This window comes from Sphingomonas changbaiensis NBRC 104936, from assembly GCF_000974765.1.
Taxonomy (GTDB): domain Bacteria; phylum Pseudomonadota; class Alphaproteobacteria; order Sphingomonadales; family Sphingomonadaceae; genus Sphingomonas_B; species Sphingomonas_B changbaiensis.
The window spans coordinates 127,616-143,282 of the sequence record NZ_BBWU01000016.1; the positions used below are offsets into that span (position 1 = coordinate 127,616).

At 65.5% G+C, this 15,667-nt stretch carries 16 protein-coding genes, 1 tRNA gene and 1 pseudogene; 10 read left to right on the top strand and 8 right to left on the bottom strand.

Annotation, left to right across the window (positions count from 1 at the left end; translation table 11 throughout):
* Window positions 1-370: 370 nt before the first annotated feature.
* Both SCH01S_RS03765 and SCH01S_RS03770 read left to right on the top strand, forming a co-directional pair.
* Complete coding sequence (locus tag SCH01S_RS03765; protein ID WP_046347435.1) at window positions 371-1,069, top strand: hypothetical protein; 699 nt, start codon at window positions 371-373, stop codon at window positions 1,067-1,069.
* Window positions 1,066-1,962: an HAD family hydrolase gene (locus tag SCH01S_RS03770; protein WP_052733755.1), complete on the top strand. Its 897-nt coding sequence runs from the start codon at window positions 1,066-1,068 to the stop codon at window positions 1,960-1,962. The genes SCH01S_RS03765 and SCH01S_RS03770 overlap by 4 nt, the downstream gene beginning before the upstream one ends.
* 285 nt (window positions 1,963-2,247) lie before the next feature.
* Here SCH01S_RS03770 and SCH01S_RS17060 read toward each other — a convergent pair whose 3' ends face one another.
* The 4 genes and pseudogenes from SCH01S_RS17060 to SCH01S_RS03785 form a co-directional block, all read right to left on the bottom strand.
* Complete coding sequence (locus tag SCH01S_RS17060; protein WP_369385523.1) at window positions 2,248-3,063, bottom strand: tyrosine-type recombinase/integrase; 816 nt, start codon at window positions 3,061-3,063, stop codon at window positions 2,248-2,250.
* Window positions 2,948-3,523 (bottom strand): annotated as a pseudogene (locus tag SCH01S_RS17465) (tyrosine-type recombinase/integrase); the annotation flags it as partial. The gene SCH01S_RS17060 and the pseudogene SCH01S_RS17465, both read right to left, overlap by 116 nt.
* Window positions 3,524-3,590: 67 nt before the next feature.
* Window positions 3,591-3,681, bottom strand: a tRNA-Ser gene (locus SCH01S_RS03780).
* Between the two features lie 57 nt (window positions 3,682-3,738).
* The gene (locus tag SCH01S_RS03785) at window positions 3,739-4,530 is read right to left on the bottom strand and encodes a DUF5694 domain-containing protein (protein ID WP_046347436.1); all 792 of its coding nucleotides are present in this window, start codon (window positions 4,528-4,530) and stop codon (window positions 3,739-3,741) included.
* Window positions 4,531-4,637: 107 nt separating this feature from the next.
* Here SCH01S_RS03785 and SCH01S_RS03790 point away from each other — a divergent pair, with 107 nt between their 5' ends.
* Window positions 4,638-5,621 (top strand): peptidylprolyl isomerase, encoded by a 984-nt coding sequence (locus tag SCH01S_RS03790; protein ID WP_046347490.1) that lies wholly within the window; start codon window positions 4,638-4,640, stop codon window positions 5,619-5,621.
* A gap of 145 nt (window positions 5,622-5,766) precedes the next feature.
* On the opposite strand, the gene SCH01S_RS03795 is transcribed toward SCH01S_RS03790, so the two are convergent.
* From SCH01S_RS03795 to plsY, 3 genes are read right to left on the bottom strand one after another with little or no spacing between them, the layout of a single operon-like run.
* A complete protein-coding gene (locus SCH01S_RS03795; RefSeq protein WP_046347437.1) occupies window positions 5,767-7,044 on the bottom strand; it encodes a dicarboxylate/amino acid:cation symporter in 1,278 nt (425 codons plus the stop codon).
* Window positions 7,044-8,138, bottom strand: coding sequence for a DNA-processing protein DprA (gene dprA / locus SCH01S_RS03800; RefSeq protein ID WP_046347438.1), 1,095 nt, complete (start codon window positions 8,136-8,138; stop codon window positions 7,044-7,046). The genes SCH01S_RS03795 and dprA overlap by 1 nt, the downstream gene beginning before the upstream one ends.
* Window positions 8,131-8,745 (bottom strand): glycerol-3-phosphate 1-O-acyltransferase PlsY, encoded by a 615-nt coding sequence (gene plsY / locus SCH01S_RS03805; protein WP_046347439.1) that lies wholly within the window; start codon window positions 8,743-8,745, stop codon window positions 8,131-8,133. The genes dprA and plsY overlap by 8 nt, the downstream gene beginning before the upstream one ends.
* A gap of 181 nt (window positions 8,746-8,926) precedes the next feature.
* Between plsY and murI the strand changes: the two genes are divergently transcribed.
* The 4 genes from murI to SCH01S_RS03825 all read left to right on the top strand — a co-directional run bounded on the left by murI (window position 8,927) and on the right by SCH01S_RS03825 (window position 12,538).
* Complete coding sequence (gene murI, locus SCH01S_RS03810; protein WP_046347440.1) at window positions 8,927-9,718, top strand: glutamate racemase; 792 nt, start codon at window positions 8,927-8,929, stop codon at window positions 9,716-9,718.
* Between the two features lie 128 nt (window positions 9,719-9,846).
* Window positions 9,847-10,491, top strand: coding sequence for a PEPxxWA-CTERM sorting domain-containing protein (locus SCH01S_RS16910; protein ID WP_046347441.1), 645 nt, complete (start codon window positions 9,847-9,849; stop codon window positions 10,489-10,491).
* 86 nt (window positions 10,492-10,577) lie between these two features.
* The gene (gene hemA, locus SCH01S_RS03820; protein WP_046347442.1) at window positions 10,578-11,792 is read left to right on the top strand and encodes a 5-aminolevulinate synthase; all 1,215 of its coding nucleotides are present in this window, start codon (window positions 10,578-10,580) and stop codon (window positions 11,790-11,792) included.
* Window positions 11,789-12,538, top strand: coding sequence for a sulfite exporter TauE/SafE family protein (locus SCH01S_RS03825; protein WP_046347443.1), 750 nt, complete (start codon window positions 11,789-11,791; stop codon window positions 12,536-12,538). Before hemA ends, SCH01S_RS03825 begins: the two co-directional genes overlap by 4 nt.
* On the opposite strand, the gene SCH01S_RS03830 is transcribed toward SCH01S_RS03825, so the two are convergent.
* The gene (locus tag SCH01S_RS03830; RefSeq protein ID WP_046347444.1) at window positions 12,535-13,092 is read right to left on the bottom strand and encodes a YqgE/AlgH family protein; all 558 of its coding nucleotides are present in this window, start codon (window positions 13,090-13,092) and stop codon (window positions 12,535-12,537) included. The genes SCH01S_RS03825 and SCH01S_RS03830 overlap by 4 nt on opposite strands.
* A gap of 108 nt (window positions 13,093-13,200) precedes the next feature.
* Between SCH01S_RS03830 and SCH01S_RS03835 the strand changes: the two genes are divergently transcribed.
* The 3 genes from SCH01S_RS03835 (at window position 13,201) to SCH01S_RS03845 (ending at window position 15,515) form a co-directional block, all read left to right on the top strand.
* A complete protein-coding gene (locus tag SCH01S_RS03835) occupies window positions 13,201-13,683 on the top strand; it encodes a peroxiredoxin (RefSeq protein WP_046347491.1) in 483 nt (160 codons plus the stop codon).
* A 62-nt stretch (window positions 13,684-13,745) separates the two neighbouring features.
* Complete coding sequence (locus SCH01S_RS03840) at window positions 13,746-14,018, top strand: hypothetical protein (RefSeq protein ID WP_046347445.1); 273 nt, start codon at window positions 13,746-13,748, stop codon at window positions 14,016-14,018.
* Between the two features lie 36 nt (window positions 14,019-14,054).
* Window positions 14,055-15,515, top strand: coding sequence for an AMP nucleosidase (locus tag SCH01S_RS03845; RefSeq protein WP_046347446.1), 1,461 nt, complete (start codon window positions 14,055-14,057; stop codon window positions 15,513-15,515).
* The last annotated feature ends 152 nt before the right edge of the window (window positions 15,516-15,667 follow it).

A 15,667-nucleotide genomic window follows, 5' to 3' on the forward strand; every position in this document is an offset into this window, starting at 1 on the left:
GTCGGATCTCGCTGCCGGCCACTGCCGCCCGACGGAGGAGGTAGGGACGGTAGCAGGTCTCGCACGTTGAATGGCGCAACGTGAAGTTGAACCGAGCACGCAATTGATCGATTGCGGCGGCCTGCCTGATAAGACTTGCACGCGACCTGACGCGTTCCTTGTTGTTCGCGTGCGCTCCAATAGGTTTAGTGGGCTTGTCGGCACTCCACGCGCTCAGCGCCGCGCGGGGTGACGTTTCCGCGCTGGCACCGGTGCGCGTGGCTGATAGGATCGCGTGCCCCGTTCAGGACCAGATTTGAGGTAATCACCTATGGCAACTTCGGCTCCGCCCCCGGCCCCACTCCCGCCGTCTCCCGGCGGTTCCTCGGCCATGACAACGGATCAGAAGATTGCGGTCTGGTCTAAATCGATCGACACCCAGATGCACTTTAACGAGATGGCCACGAAATCGCGCCAGCTGGGCCTAGCGTTCGTCGCCGCGGCGCTCGGCGTTGGCTTGGTCTTGTTGGGTCAAGGCGAGGATTTTAGCCTCGTAGTCTGGGGAGGCTGGCGGCTCCACGTCACCGTGTTTATCATCCTGGCGGGCGTGTTGGCGCTCACCGCCGTCCGTAAGCTCGACCTTGGCGTCTACCATCAGATGCTGCGAGGCGCCGTCGCGTTCGGCGAGGACTTTGAGGAAACCCATATGAAGCCGCTGTTGCAGCAGGAGAAGGGCCTGACCCAAGCGATTTCGCATTTCAGCCGGAACTCGGACGCGTCCGCGAACGGCGCGCCGGGAAGTAAATATGGTGGCTCGAACTTTAAGACGGCCGGAGACAAGGTTGGCAGCTTCTACACGCTTGCCAGCTGGGTGCTGATCATCTCGGCACTCCTGCTCTTTGCGGTGACGAACGCCTCTAACATTACCATCGAACATCATGGCAAGGCGGCGTCGGACGGCGGCCCAACCGAGCATACGGAACGGGCAGAAAGGTCGAAGCAGGCCGAGCAAGATCAATCCTCCAACCAAGTGTCCCCAGCACCTGCATCAGCCGCCGGAGAGGCCGGTGTAGCGGGCAAGACGCGGTGAGCGAGCGGATTGCCCATCTGGTCTGCGATCTCGACAACACCCTCTACGACTGGGTCGGCTTTTTCGTGCCGTCCTTCTACGCGATGCTCGACAAGATCGTGGAGATCGTCGGCTGCGACCGAGACGCGCTGATCGATGATTTTCGCCGTGTTCACAGACGCAACCATGATTCCGAGCATGGCTTTGCCGCGCTAGAGACCGAGCTGCTGCGGTCCCATTTTCCGCAATTCTCGGCGATCGACCTCGCCCGCCACATCGACCCCGCGCTCCATGCCTATAACCGCACCCGCAAGGAGACGTTGCGGACCTATCCCGGGGTTCATGAAACACTGGCGAAGCTGCGATCGCGCGGTATCCGGGTGCTGGCCCATTCCGAGGCCAAATATCATTCTATCGTTGACCGGCTGTCGCGGCTCTCGCTGTTCGAACATTTCGACCGGATTTACTGCCGCGAGCGCTCGCCTTCGTCGCATCCGGATCCCAGCAAGATACGCGCGATCGCCTCCGACACGGATTTGGACAAGGTCGTCGAACTCTCACACCATCAGCGGAAGCCCTCGGCGGACGTGCTGCTGGAAATCTGCGCGCGCGAGGGCGCTGCGGTCGAGGCCAGCGCCTATGTCGGGGACAGCCTCGCCAAGGACATCGTCATGGCCAATGACGCCGGCCTTTTTTCCGTCTGGGCGCGGTATGGGACCGCTGTAGACCCGCAGACTTATGAGAAATTGGTCAGGATCTCGCACTGGACGCCCGAGGAGATCGAGCAGGAACGGTCCTATCGCGTTAGGGCGGAAACCGCGCGGCCGAGCGCAATCCTTGAAAACGGCTTCTTTGAGCTTCTCAACGTCCTACCGTCGCGCGAGGCCCTAACATCGTCTCCAAGGTCGCTCTAGCGCCTACCGCGTCAGTTGGCGCTCCGGCATGATCGTTCCGCTGGACCGAAGCGGCCCAACGCATGAATGCGCCCGGCAGTCCCGCGCGGCAGTTAAACTGAGCCTCTCGCCGCCCGGGTGAACGAATGGCAACTTCGTACAGGCTGGAGCGCCTTCCAATGTCCGCTGTGCGGTGAAAAGCCGACGACAGCGGTGGCTGCTAGGATCGGCAGCTAGGGGCGCTTTTCAGGCGCCGGTGGTCTGAAACCACAGATGTCGCGTACCGTCAGATGCAGATCTACGTCCCTACTCCTTCCCTCCCCTCGCGCGCTGGCGCTTAGGCGCGCCACCAAGGCAATATGCGCCCCATTCGCGCATCAATGCGCGACGCTTTTGAAGAAAATCGGTGCGGCGGTACGCGGCTTCGACTTTATTCGGGATTGCGTGTGCCAATGCGGCTTCCGCCACCTCGCCTGGATAGTTGGTCCTCTCAGCCACCCAGTCGCGAAACGCCGACCGGAAGCCATGCACCGTCACTTCAAGGTCGGAGTCTCTCAGTATCTTGAGCAGGGTCATGTCTGACATCGGCCGCTTCACATTCTGCCCGTAGAAGACGAGATCCGTCGCCGGGATCCGAAGCTTTTCGGCACGACGGAAAACATCGACCGCCTCGGCCGAGAGCGGCACCATGTGAGCTCGACCCATTTTCATGCGCGCTGCTGGGATCGACCAGAGGCCAGCATCGAGGTCGAGCTCGTCCCAGCCGGCCAAGCGAATTTCGCCGGACCTGGCGGCGGTGAGGATCAGCGCTTCGAGCGCCAACCGCCCCCATCGACGATCGCTCACGGAGCTTGATGATGAAGGCCGGCACATCGGGGTAGGGCATCGCTTCGAAGTGCCCGTCCTTCTTGGGCTGCCTCGGCAGCCCTTTCGAAAGCGAGCGCATCGGCGCTTCGGTCGCTCGAAACCCCTTTGCATATGACCAGTCGAGCACGGCACCGATCCGCTGCCGCACCCGCCGTGCCGTCTCCGGCTTTGCGATCCAGATCGACGCCAGCACGTCGCGGATGGCGGGCCCCTCGATTTCGCTGACCAGCTTCTTGCCCAAAGCTGGAAAGGCATAGGTCTTCAGGGTCGTCAGCCATTGATCCTGGTGCTTGCCGTTTTTCCAGGCCGCCTTGTGCTCCTCGTGGACGGCCTTGGCGGCCTCCTGAAACGTAGGGATGACAATCCGCTCTGCCCGCCGCTCGGCTAGTGGGTCTATCCCGCGTGCGACCTTTCGCCTCATCTCATCGGCCGCCTCGCGCGCATCGGCGAGCGTTGTGGTCTTGTACGACCCCAATCCTATGTCGCGTCGCTTGCCCGCGATGGTGATCCGCATGATCCAATTCTTCGATCCGCTCGGCCTGACGACCAGCATGAGTCCATCACCGTCCGAGTAGCTCCCGGGCTCACTCAGCGACTTCACTTTCAGGGCGGTCAGCTTACCCATCCTACACCTCCAAAGCCGGTCCAGCCCCACAATTTGACCCACGGCCCCACACGGATTGCAGTGAACGGACAAGGACATGCGTGGACACATAATCGGCTGTTTTCAGCCATTTTCTAGCAGATTTTGGGAGGTTTGGGGAGCCTAAGAAAGGCCGGAATGGCGGAGCGGGAGGGATTCGAACCCTCGATACGGTTTTGCCGTATACTCACTTTCCAGGCGAGCGCCTTCGACCACTCGGCCACCGCTCCGCATGCCCTGGAACGGGAGCCTCTAGTCGGCCCCGTTTGCGAGAGCAACCCGCGCCGTCATCGCGGCAGCCAGGCATTCGCCTCGACCAGTATCATGCCCGGAGTTTCGCTGACGCATTGACGCAGCAGGAAGGCATGGCCCGCGCCGTAGAACACCACGATGCGGTCGCCCGGGCGGGACAGCTGGATCAGATTGGCGCAGATCAGGAAATTGCGACGATACCAGGCCGTGAGAAGATCCGCCCCGGGCTGTTCCGCGCCGCCGCCGATCCGCAGCATGGAGCGATAGAAATCTTGGTCCGCCTTGATCCGGGCCGGGTCGTTCATCGATCTGAGCGTGGCCGCGATGCCCTTGTCGGCGAGGACGCGCTCGCGTTCAGCGATCGCGCGGTCCACGTCGGCCCCGTGCGCATCGAGCGATGGCGTCATGCCGTGCGCGGCCGCATAGGCTTTGACCGGTTCGTAGGGAAATTCGCCTTCGACATCGATGCCAAAGACCGGCACCGATCCGGCGGCCTTCGCGAGCCTGAAGCCGAGCTGGACGACTTCGTTGTGCGACGGCTCCAAAGTGCCGGCCAGATATTTCGGATAGCGCTCGGCAACGACCGGGGCATCCCACTCCACCGCGATCTTGGTCGGCCGGAACCGGGCGAGCGAAGCGGCGATCGCGGCAAGCTCGGCCTGGCGCTTCGGCGCGAGCACGTCGTCCGCCTTCATGTTGTGCAGATCGCGGCCGGGATTGGACATGTGGTAGGTGCCGACGATCATCACCTCGACCGGCGCCGGCTCCGCAGCGCGGGCGGGGGCGGACAGGCACAGAAGCGCTGTGAGCAGAGCCTTGAATCGCATGTTTCCTCCCGAACGTGTATTGCTTCTATAATACACTCCGTCATGCGCGGCGCAAGGGTCTGTTCGGTGTGGCCGGCTCGTGCCATGCTCATCCGATGATCGGATTGATGCTTCTTCTCCAAGCTGCCACCCCCTCCTCCGCGACCGCGCCCAAGGCGCCGAGCGAGATCGTCGCCGCGGCGCCGGCTGCGGATTGGGTCGATATCGCGCCCAATGACCTGCTGGTGATGCAGCTTGCGCCCGATCGCGACGGGGCCGGTCGGAAGGTGGTGATCCAGCTGATGCCGCCGCCCTTCTCCCAGCCCTGGATCGCGAACATTCGCACGCTGGCGAAAGCACATTGGTGGGACGGCACCGCCGTCACGCGCGTGCAGGACAACTATGTCGCGCAATGGGGCGATCCGACCGAGAAGAAGCCGCTGCCGGCGGCGATGATGAAAACAACGGAATCTGGCTATTCCGTGGATGGAATCGCCGTGCAGCTTGCTAAATTCGGGGCGGAAAGAACGCCCGAGGCTGAAGCGTCCACAGCAGAAGCTCTCGATGCTGCCGCCCCGCGAAAAACGAGACCGAGCGGACAAAAGGACTGGCACGAGCGTGATCCCTACGCATCATTCGTGGAGATATACCAAGGCTGGCCAGTAGCGAGCGAAGGTCACCGCTCAACCGCCAGGTACTGGCCCGTCCACTGCTACGGCATGGTGGGGGTCGGCCGGAACCTGTCGCCGGACGCGGGAACCGGTGCCGAACTCTACACCGTCATCGGCCATGCGCCGCGGCATCTGGATCGCAACATCGCGCTGGTCGGGCGCGTGGTGGATGGGATCGAGAACCTGTCGAGCCTGCCGCGCGGGACGGGGCCGCTCGGCGTCTATGAGAAAGCGGAGCAGCGGGTGCCGATCGTCTCGATCCGGCTCGCGTCCGAGCTGCCGGAGGCGGAGCGGCCGCATCTCCAGTATCTGTCGACCGAAAGCGCCAGCTTCGCCGCCTATGCGAATGCGCGGGCGAACCGGAAGGACGCATTCTTCATCGTCCCCGCGGGCGGCGCGGATATCTGCAACATCCCGGTGCCGATCCGCCGCAAGCCCTGAGATTCGCGCGGCAGCGCGGAGTCTGATCAATCCCACGCGAAACCGCGAAGGCGCGAAGAAGGATCACGTTTCCCTTCGCGCCTTCGCGGCTTCGCGCGAACAAAAACCGGGATTCCCGCTTGCGCGGGAATGACGGAAGAAGCGTTTACTCGCTCGCCAGCACCGGATCGTGGACCGGCTCGCCGGCGAGCACGCGCTTCATGCGGTCGCGGTCGAGGGCGCCTTCCCAGCGGGCGATGGCGACGGTCGCGACGCCGTTCCCGATGATGTTCGTGATCGCGCGCGCTTCCGACATGAAGCGGTCGATGCCGAGGATCAGCGCGATGCCGGCGACCGGGACGGTGTGGGTGGCGCTGAGGGTTGCTGCGAGCGTCACGAAGCCGCTGCCGGTCACGCCCGCGGCGCCTTTCGATGTGAGCAGCAGAATGCCAAGCAGGCCCAATTGCTGGCCGAGCGACAGGTCGGTTCCGGTGGCCTGGGCGATGAACATGGCCGCCATCGTCAGATAGATCGAGGTGCCGTCCAGGTTGAACGAATAGCCGGTGGGAACGACCAGGCCGACGACCGGCTTGGCGCAGCCCAGATCCTCCAGCTTGCGCATCAGCCGCGGCAGCGCCGTTTCGGACGATGAGGTGCCGAGCACGATCAGGATTTCGGCGGCGATGTAGCGAAGGAACGCGAGGATGCTGAACCCGCAGCTCCAGGCGATTGCGCCCAGCACCACGAACACGAACAGCAGGCAGGTCACATAGACGCTGAGCAGCAGCGCGCCGAGCTGGGCGAGCGTGCCGACGCCATATTTGCCGATCGTGAACGCCATCGCACCGAACGCGCCGATCGGCGCGACGCGCATCAGCATTGCGATGATGCGGAAGAAGAACTCGCTTGCCCGATCGAGGAAGCGCACGCCCGCCTCGCCCGCCTCGCCCATGTGCGCGAGCGCGAGCCCCGAAAGGATCGCGACCAGCAGCACCGGCAGCAGCTCGCCGCCGGTCAGCGCGCCGAAGAAGCTGTCCGGAATGATGCCGAGCAGGAACTGCGCGACGCCCTGCTCCTTCGCCTTGCCCGCAGCATCGGCGACGCCGGTCAGGTCGAGCGTGGCGGGATTGGCGTGGACGCCGGCGCCGGGCCGGATCACGTTCACGACGACGAGCCCGATCACCAGCGACAGCGTCGTCACCGCCTCGAAATAGAGCAGCGCCTTCAGCCCGACGCGGCCGAGCGCGCGCAGGTCGCCGATCTTGGCGATGCCGAGCACCACCGTCGTGAAGATGATCGGCGCGATCATCATCTTGACCAGCTTGATGAACGCGTCGCCGAGCGGCTTCAGCGCGGCGCCGAAGCTCGGCCACAGCCAGCCGACCAAGACGCCCAGGGCGATGCCGACCAGCACCTGGGCATAGAGGTGACGGAAGATGCGCATCAGGCGACGAGCCCCACGCGGCCGCCGGCATGACGTTCGAGCCGGCCTGCGAGCTCCAGCTCCAGCAGCGCCGTCTGCACGACCGCGCTCGGCAGGCCCGACAGGCGAATAATCTCGTCCACCGGCACTGCCGTCGGCCCAAGCAGATCGAGGACCACTTCACGCTCTGCGTCGGATGCGTCCTCGACGGGCCCGCTTTCATATCCGCCGATCGGTTGAGCAACCGCGCGCGCATCGATCGGGCGGATCTGCTCCAGCACGTCGGCGGCGTTCTGGATCAGCGTCGCGCCGTCGCGGATCAGCAGATTGCACCCCTGCGCACGCGGATCGAGCGGCGAGCCGGGCACGGCCATCACTTCGCGGCCCAGCTCGGCCGCGATGCGCGCGGTGATCAGCGATCCGGACTTGGGCGCCGCCTCCACCACCACCGTCCCGAGCGACAGGCCGGCGATAATGCGGTTGCGCGACGGGAAGTGGCGGGCGAGCGGTTCGGTGCCGGGCGGCTGCTCCGCGATGAGCAAGCCATCGGTCGCGATCTTTTCCTGCAACGCGGCGTTCTCGGGCGGATAGGCGACATCGATCCCGCTGGCGATGACGGCCACCGTTCCGCCCTGCAGCGCGCCGACATGGGCGGCAGTGTCGATGCCGCGCGCCAGGCCCGAGACGATCGTCGCGCCCTCGCCCGCCAGCTGCTGCGCGAGCCCGCGCGCGAAACGGCATGCCGCCGCCGACGCATTACGGGCGCCGACGATGGCCACCATCGGCCGATCGAGCAGCTCCAGGTGCCCGCGCACGATCAGCATCGGCGGCGCGCTCTCGGTCTGCCGCAGTAGCGCGGGATAGGCAGGCTCATCGGCGAACAGCGCTGTAGCGCCGAGTTTTGCGATTGCGGCAAGCTCGCGTTCAACCTGGCGCGGATCGGCGGGCCGGACGTCGCGGCGGCCGCCGCGTGCCGCGAGCATCGGCAGCGCCTCCAGCGCCGCGTCCGCGCTCCCGAACCGGGCGATCAACTGCCGATAGCTGACCGGACCAATGTTCGGGGTGCGCAGCAGCCGAAGCTTGGCCGCGCGGTGATCCGGCTCGACGTCAGCCACTCTTGCGCCCGACCTTCGGCTCGGTGCCCGCCAGCAGCCGCGCGATGTTCTCGCGGTGTTTCCAGAAGACCAGCAGCGCGAGCGCGACGAACAGGATGCCGAAATCAGTCCGCCCGAATGCGAAGGCTGCAACGGGCGCGCTGAGCGCGGCAGCAAGCCCGCCGACCGATGAATAGCGGCTGAGCGCCAACACGCCGAGCCACACGACCAGATAGATGACGCCGATGGGCCACCAGGCGGCGAAGGCGATGCCGCCGAACGTCGCGACGCCCTTGCCGCCCCTGAATCCCAGCCAGATCGGGTAGCAATGGCCGAAGAAGGCACCCGCCGCGCCGAGCAGACCGCCACCGGGCACGATCGCTTCGCCGATCCAGACCGCGGCCGCGCCTTTCAGCGCGTCGAGAAGCATGGTGGCGGCGGCAAGGCCCTTGCGCCCGGTCCGCAGCACGTTCGTCGCGCCGATGTTGCCCGAGCCGATCGCGCGAATGTCGCCGGCGCCGGCGAAGCGGGTCAGCAGAAGGCCGAACGGGATCGAGCCGAGCAGATAGCCAAGCGCCAGCGCAAGCGCCGGCATTTCCCAAAGCACGTCGGTTGTTTGCGCCCCCATGGCGGCCGAGCATAAAGCCGTCGAGTGAAGGAGCAAGCCTCCATCCGGTTCGGCCTGAGCTTGTCGAAGGCCTCTCCTTCTTCTTCCGATTTGTCGCAGGAGAAAGGGAGGGCTTCGACAAGCTCAGCCCGAACCGGCTTTGGGGTTGCGATGGCAGCGACGAGGACGCCATAGCCTCCACATGACCGACACCCGCCCGCTCCTGTTCTTCGATTCCGGCGTGGGCGGGTTGTCCGTTCTCGCGGCCACGCAGAAGCTGCTTCCGAACGCGCCGATCGTCTACGCCGCCGATAGCGCCGGCTACCCCTATGGCACCAAGTCCGAAGCGGAGATTGCGGCGCGCGTTCCCGCGCTGCTGGGGCGCCTGGTCGAACGTTACCGCCCGCGGCTGGTGGTGATCGCGTGCAATACCGCGTCGACGATCGCGCTCGCGCATGTGCGGAGCGCGCTCGACCTGCCCGTCGTCGGCACGGTGCCGGCGATCAAGCCCGCCGCCCTGCTGTCGAAGAGCCGCGCGATCGGCGTGCTCGGCACCGATGCGACAATCCGTCAGCCCTATGTCGATCGCCTCGCAGCCGAGTTCGCCGGCGATTGCCTGGTGCTGCGCCATGGGTCTGCCGAGTTGGTCGATCTGGCCGAAGCGAAATTGCGCGGCGAGGCAACCGACCCGGCCGCCTATGCGCGCATCCTGGAAGGGCTGACCGATCAGCCCGGCGGCGAGCGGATCGACACCGTCGTCCTCGCCTGCACGCACTTCCGCCTGGTCGAGCCGGAGCTCTCCGCGGCCTGGCCCATCGCCTATGTCGACGGCGCCGAGGGGATTGCACGCCGGATCGCGTTCCTGACGGACAAGCAGGAATGGCCAACCGCGCCTGGACCGGGAGTGGCCGTGTTCACCGGGACCGACAGCGGCATCGACACGCTCCGTCCTGCACTGGCGCGCTTTGGATTGACCGAGATCGCCCGGCTCTGACCGGCCGCGAAGCGGACGCGCCCGTCTGCAAACGGCATCTTTTCGATGGCCGAGTTGCCCGAGTTGATGTAGGATCGGCTTCTCGAAAAAGCCCGCGGTCGCACTCAACTGAAAAGGGGAGTTCCGCGATGAAAGCGATCACACTTCTGGCGTTTGGGGTGGCTGTCGCGAGCCCGGCCTCGGCGGCGACTATTCCCGGCCTGTTCAACACCGGCACCGACGCGAACAATGTCGCACTGGTCGGGGGGAATGGGGTCGTCGATCCGCATTATTCGATCTTCTCGTCGACCTCGCCGGGCTTCGCAGGCCACCAGGCGGTCACATTCCAGTGCTGCTATGTCGCCAATGATGCGAACTCGCGATGGGTTTCGCTGTCCGCGGACGGCAGCCCCGGCAGCAACGTCACCTTCTATCGCCTGTCCTTCTCGCTCGCCGGCCTCGATCCGACGACCGCGGTGATCACGGGCAGCGGCGGCACCGACAACGCCGGTCGGATTTTCCTGAACGGCGTCGACACCGGCATCAATATCGACGGCTTCGGCTCCCTCGTGCCGTTCATGCTGAACAGCGGGTTTGTGGCCGGCACCAACACCCTTGATTTCCGGGTCAGCGACTTTGGCCCGCCCACGGCCTTCCGTGTCGACGATCTTGCCGGAACGGCGAACGCGGCCGGCGCGGTCCCTGAGCCGGCGACCTGGGCGATGCTGCTGGCGGGATTTGGCGCAATCGCGGGCGCTGCGCGCGTTCGGCGCACCAAAGCCCTCGCAGTCTGACGCCTATTGCGAGCGATTCTCACTGGCTTGACCGGTCCCGCGAATGTAAACGGGCACCACGCGGGACCGGCAAGCAGGTTACGGCTTTGGATTATAATCGCATCTTCACCCAGGCGATCGACCGTTTGCACGGCGAGGGCCGCTACCGGGTATTCATCGACATTCTGCGCAACAAGGGCATGTTCCCCAACGCGCGCTGCTTTGCCGGGCATAACGGGCCGAAGCCGATCACCGTCTGGTGCTCGAACGACTATCTGTCGATGGGCCAGCACCCGAAGGTCATCGCGGCGATGGAAGAAGCGCTGCACGATGTCGGCGCCGGCGCCGGCGGCACGCGCAACATCGGCGGCAACACCCATTATCACGTCGATCTGGAGGCCGAACTGGCCGACCTGCACGGCAAGGAAGCGGCCTTGCTGTTCACGTCGGGCTATGTCTCGAACGAAGCGACGCTTTCCACGCTCGCCAAGATCCTGCCCGGCTGTGTGATTTTCTCCGACGAGCTCAACCACGCGTCGATGATTGCGGGCATTCGCAACTCGGGATGCGAGAAGCGCGTGTTCCGGCACAACGATCTCGCCCACCTGGAAGAGCTGCTCGCGGCCGAAGCTCCGGACACGCCCAAGCTGATCGCGTTCGAAAGCGTCTATTCGATGGACGCCGACATCTCGCCGATCGCGGCGATCTGCGACCTGGCCGACAAATATGGCGCGCTCACCTATCTCGACGAGGTCCACGCCGTCGGCATGTATGGCCCGCGCGGCGGCGGGATTTCGGAACGCGAAGGCGTCGCGCACCGGCTGACCGTGATCGAAGGGACGCTCGGCAAGGCGTTCGGCGTGATGGGCGGCTATATCGCGGCCGACCAGGTGATCGTCGATGTGATCCGGTCCTATGCGCCGGGCTTTATTTTCACGACCAGCCTCTCGCCGGTGCTGGTGGCCGGCGTGCTCGCCTCGGTGCGCCATCTGAAGGAATCGAGCGAGGAGCGCGAAGGCCAGCAGGCGGCAGCCACAATGCTGAAGGCGATGTTCGCCGGCGCCGGCCTGCCCGTGATGAACTCGACGACGCACATCGTGCCGCTGATGGTCGGCGATCCCGTCGAGGCCAAGCGGATCAGCGATATCCTGCTCGCCGAGTATGGCGTCTATGTTCAACCGATCAACTATCCGACCGTGCCCCGCGGCACCGAACGGCTGCGCTTCACGCCGGGCCCGACCCACACGCCTGAAATGATGCGCGAGCTGACCGACGCACTGGTCGAGATCTGGGGCCGACTCGAGCTGAGGCTCGCCGCCTGAGCCCAGCCGAGCTCGCGCTCCTCGGTTTCGCCGCAGTCGGTGCCGGTGCGATCAATGCGTTGGCGGGCGGCGGATCGATCCTGACCTTTCCGGCGCTGATCGCCGCGGGATTGCCGCCGATTTCGGCGAACGTCACCAATACCGTCGCGCTTCTCCCCGGCTATATCGGCGGCGTCATCGGCCAGGCGCGGGACCTGAAAGGCCAGGCGCCGCGCCTGTGGCTGCTCGCCCCTCTCGCGCTGATCGGCGGACTGGCGGGCGGGTATTTGATCCTGGTGAGCAGCGAAAAGCTGTTCCAGGCGCTGGTCCCCTGGCTGCTGCTCGGTGGCTGCGCACTGCTGGGCGTGCAGGACCGGATTCGCGGTGCGCTGCAGCGCCGCTCCGGCGTGCTCGGCATCGGCTGGGCCATTCTCCCGGTCTTCCTCGCCGCCATTTACGGCGGTTATTTCGGCGCAGGGCTGAGCGTTATCTTCCTGGCCGTGCTGGGCCTGACGCTGGACGACAGCCTCACGCGCCTGAACGGCCTGAAGCAGGCGCTTGCCCTTGCAGCCAATCTCGCCGCCGTCCTGCTGTTCGCCGGCTCGGGACGGCTCGCCTGGAGCGCCGCGCTGGTGATGGCCATGGGCTCACTGTTCGGGGGCGCGCTGGGCGGCCGCCTTGCCAGCGCGATCAGTCCAACGGCGCTGCGCTTTCTGGTGATTGCGATCGGCGTCGGCGTCGCCGTTCTGTTCTTCGTGCGCCGCTAGGCCTGACCGGCGCTGGCGCTCAGCAGGCGCGGGTCGACGCCGGCGCTTTGGAAGGCAGCGCTCCAGCGTTGCTCGACCGGCGTTTCGAAAAGGAGCGTCTCGGTAGCCTCCACGGTGAACCAGCCATGGCGCGTCATTTCTCCGTCGAGCTGGCCTTCATTCCAGCCGGCATAGCCAAGCGCGGCGAGCCAGCGGCTGGGGCCCTTCCCTTCCGCGATCGCGCGCAGCACGTCGATCGTGTTGGTCAGCGCGAAACGGCCGTCCACTTCCATCGTGTCCTGCCCGCCCCAGTCGAGCGAGTGCAGGACGAAGCCGCGCTGCGGATCGACCGGGCCGCCGAGATGGACCGGCGCGTCGGGCGAGCCTCCGGCAGGAATGTCGAACTGCTCGAGCAGGGCATGAAAGCCGAGGCGCGGCGCCAGCCGGCCGACGCCGATGCCGAGCGCCCCCCGCTCATCGTGCATGCACACGGCGACAACCGCCTTTTCAAAGCGCGGATCTCCGATGCCGGGCATGGCGAGCAGGAGCTGGCCGGTGAGGAACGGGGGACTCATCGTCCTGCTATAGGCGACGCGACCGGCAAGCCCAATCCCTTGACGCTCCTCGATCACCTCGACACGAGGCAAGGCAAGGCCCGACTCGGGCGTGACGAGGAGACGACCATGACGATCAAAGTTGGCGACAAGCTGCCGAACGCAACTCTGATCAAGGCCACGGAAAACGGTCCGGATGCAGTGCAGGCCGATGACTATTTCGCGGGGCGCAAGATCGCGCTGTTTTCGGTCCCCGGCGCGTTCACGCCGACCTGCTCGGCGCGCCACCTGCCCGGCTTCGTCGACAAGATCGACGAGCTGAAGGCCAAGGGCGTCGACGAAGTCGCGTGTACAGCGGTCAATGACGCGTTCGTGATGGGCGCCTGGGCCAGGCAGGCCGGTGCCGATGGGAAGGTGACGATGCTCGCCGACGGCAATGGCGCGTTCGTCAAGGCGCTTGGGCTCGATTCCGATTTCGGCAAGTTCGGCATGGGCACGCGCGGCCAGCGATTCTCGATGATCGTCGATGACGGCGTGGTGAAGGAACTGAACGTCGAACAGCCCGGCGAATTCAAGGTGAGTTCTGCCGAATATATGCTGGATCAGCTCTAAGCCCCGGAACGGACCCGCTTTGCGGGCGGTTGTTACTGCTGACCTTTCAATGGAGGCTAGCAATGGCGAACAACAACCAGTCCGGTCAGGACCGCAACCAGGGCGGCACGACGATGGCCGATCGCGCGAGCGATCTGAAGGACCGTGCCGGCGAGCTGCTGCAGGGCGGCATGGACGCAGTGAAGAACAATCCCGGCACGACCGCAGCCGTGCTGGGCGGCGTCGCAGCCGCGGCAGCGGCCGTGATGCACAAGGACAAGATCGTCGAGACCGCCGGCGCATTGCGCGACAAGGTGAGCGGCGGATCGACCGACAAGACCCGCGACAACGCATGACTTGCCACTGTCATGGCGGGCCATTAACGACCCGCCATGACAGAGAAGAAGATCGAACAGAACCCCAGCGCGCTCATCGGGGAGCTCGCGCGCATCTATGACGAGGCGGTCGAGGCCCTGCAGACGGCAATGTCCGCCTTCGCGCTCGACGGCACGAAGCCAGACCGCAAGGCCCGCAAGGATGGCCTCTTCTGCTATCCAGAGTTGCGGCTGCGCTATCGTGGCGGCGGTCCGACGCCAGTACCGATCCGATCGTTCGGACGTCTGGTTGCCCCCGGCACCTATGCGACGACGGTCACCCGTCCGCGTCTGTTCGCGGATTATCTGACCGAGCAGCTGAACCTGCTGATCGAAGGCTATGGCGTGACCGTCGAGGTGACGAAGAGCCGGCAGGAAATCCCGTTCCCATACGTTCTCGATCCCGGCCACGACCTGACGCTCGAAGGCGTCTCTCCGGCCGAGCTGGCGCGCTGGTTTCCGGCGACGGAGCTCGCCTATATCGGCGACGAGATCGCGGACGGCATTCCGGCCACCGACGGCGAGCTGCCGCGTCCGCTGGCGCTGTTCGACGGGCTGCGCACGGATTTCTCGCTCGCGCGGCTTCGGCACTATACCGGCACGCCGCCCGAATATGTGCAGCGCTACATCCTGTTCACCAACTACCATCGCTATGTCGACGAGTTCGTCCAATGGGCGTGCAAGACGCTCGGCGAAGACGATCGGTTCACGGCGCTCTCCGGCCCGGGCGGCCTCTACATGACGCCGGAAACCGTCGATCCGGACAAGGCAGTCGCCGATTACGCGTGGCGGCGGCACCAGATGCCGGCCTGGCACCTGACCGCGCCCGACCGGTCCGGAATCAGCCTCGTCAACATCGGCGTCGGGCCGTCGAACGCGAAGACGATCACCGATCACCTCGCCGTGCTGCGGCCCGAGGCTTGGCTGATGATCGGCCATTGCGGCGGCCTTCGACCCAGCCAGCGGATCGGCGATTATGTGCTGGCCCATGCGTATCTGCGCGACGATCATGTGCTCGACGACGTGTTGCCGCCCGAAATCCCGGTGCCGGCGATCGCCGAGGTGCAGCAGGCGCTCTACCGCGCGGCGGAGACGATCTCGGGCGAAAGCGGCGACGTGCTGAAGCGGCGGCTGCGCACCGGCACCATCGTCACCACCGACGACCGCAATTGGGAGCTGCGCTACAGCCAGTCGGCGCTGCGTTTCTCGCTGTCCCGCGCCGTCGGCGTCGACATGGAATCGGCGACGATCGCGGCGCAGGGCTATCGTTTCCGCGTGCCCTACGGCACCCTGCTCTGCGTCTCCGACAAGCCGCTGCACGGCGAACTGAAGCTCCCCGGCCAGGCGAACCGCTTCTACGAACGCGCGATCAACGAGCATATGCGGATCGGCATCGAAGCCTGCGCCGAGCTCCGCCGCGAAGGCGCCAAGCTGCACAGCCGCAAGCTCAGGGCGTTCAACGAACCGCCGTTCAGGTAAATCGACCCTCTCCCTTCAGGGGAGAGGGCGACTCGGCCCTGCGGGGCCGAGCGGGGAGAGGGAGCTGGGCGCCGAGCCAACCACCCTCTCCTAGCTCCACTAGGCAGCAAGCTGCCAAGCTCCGCTGTTCCTCTCCCCTCAAGGGAGAGGAA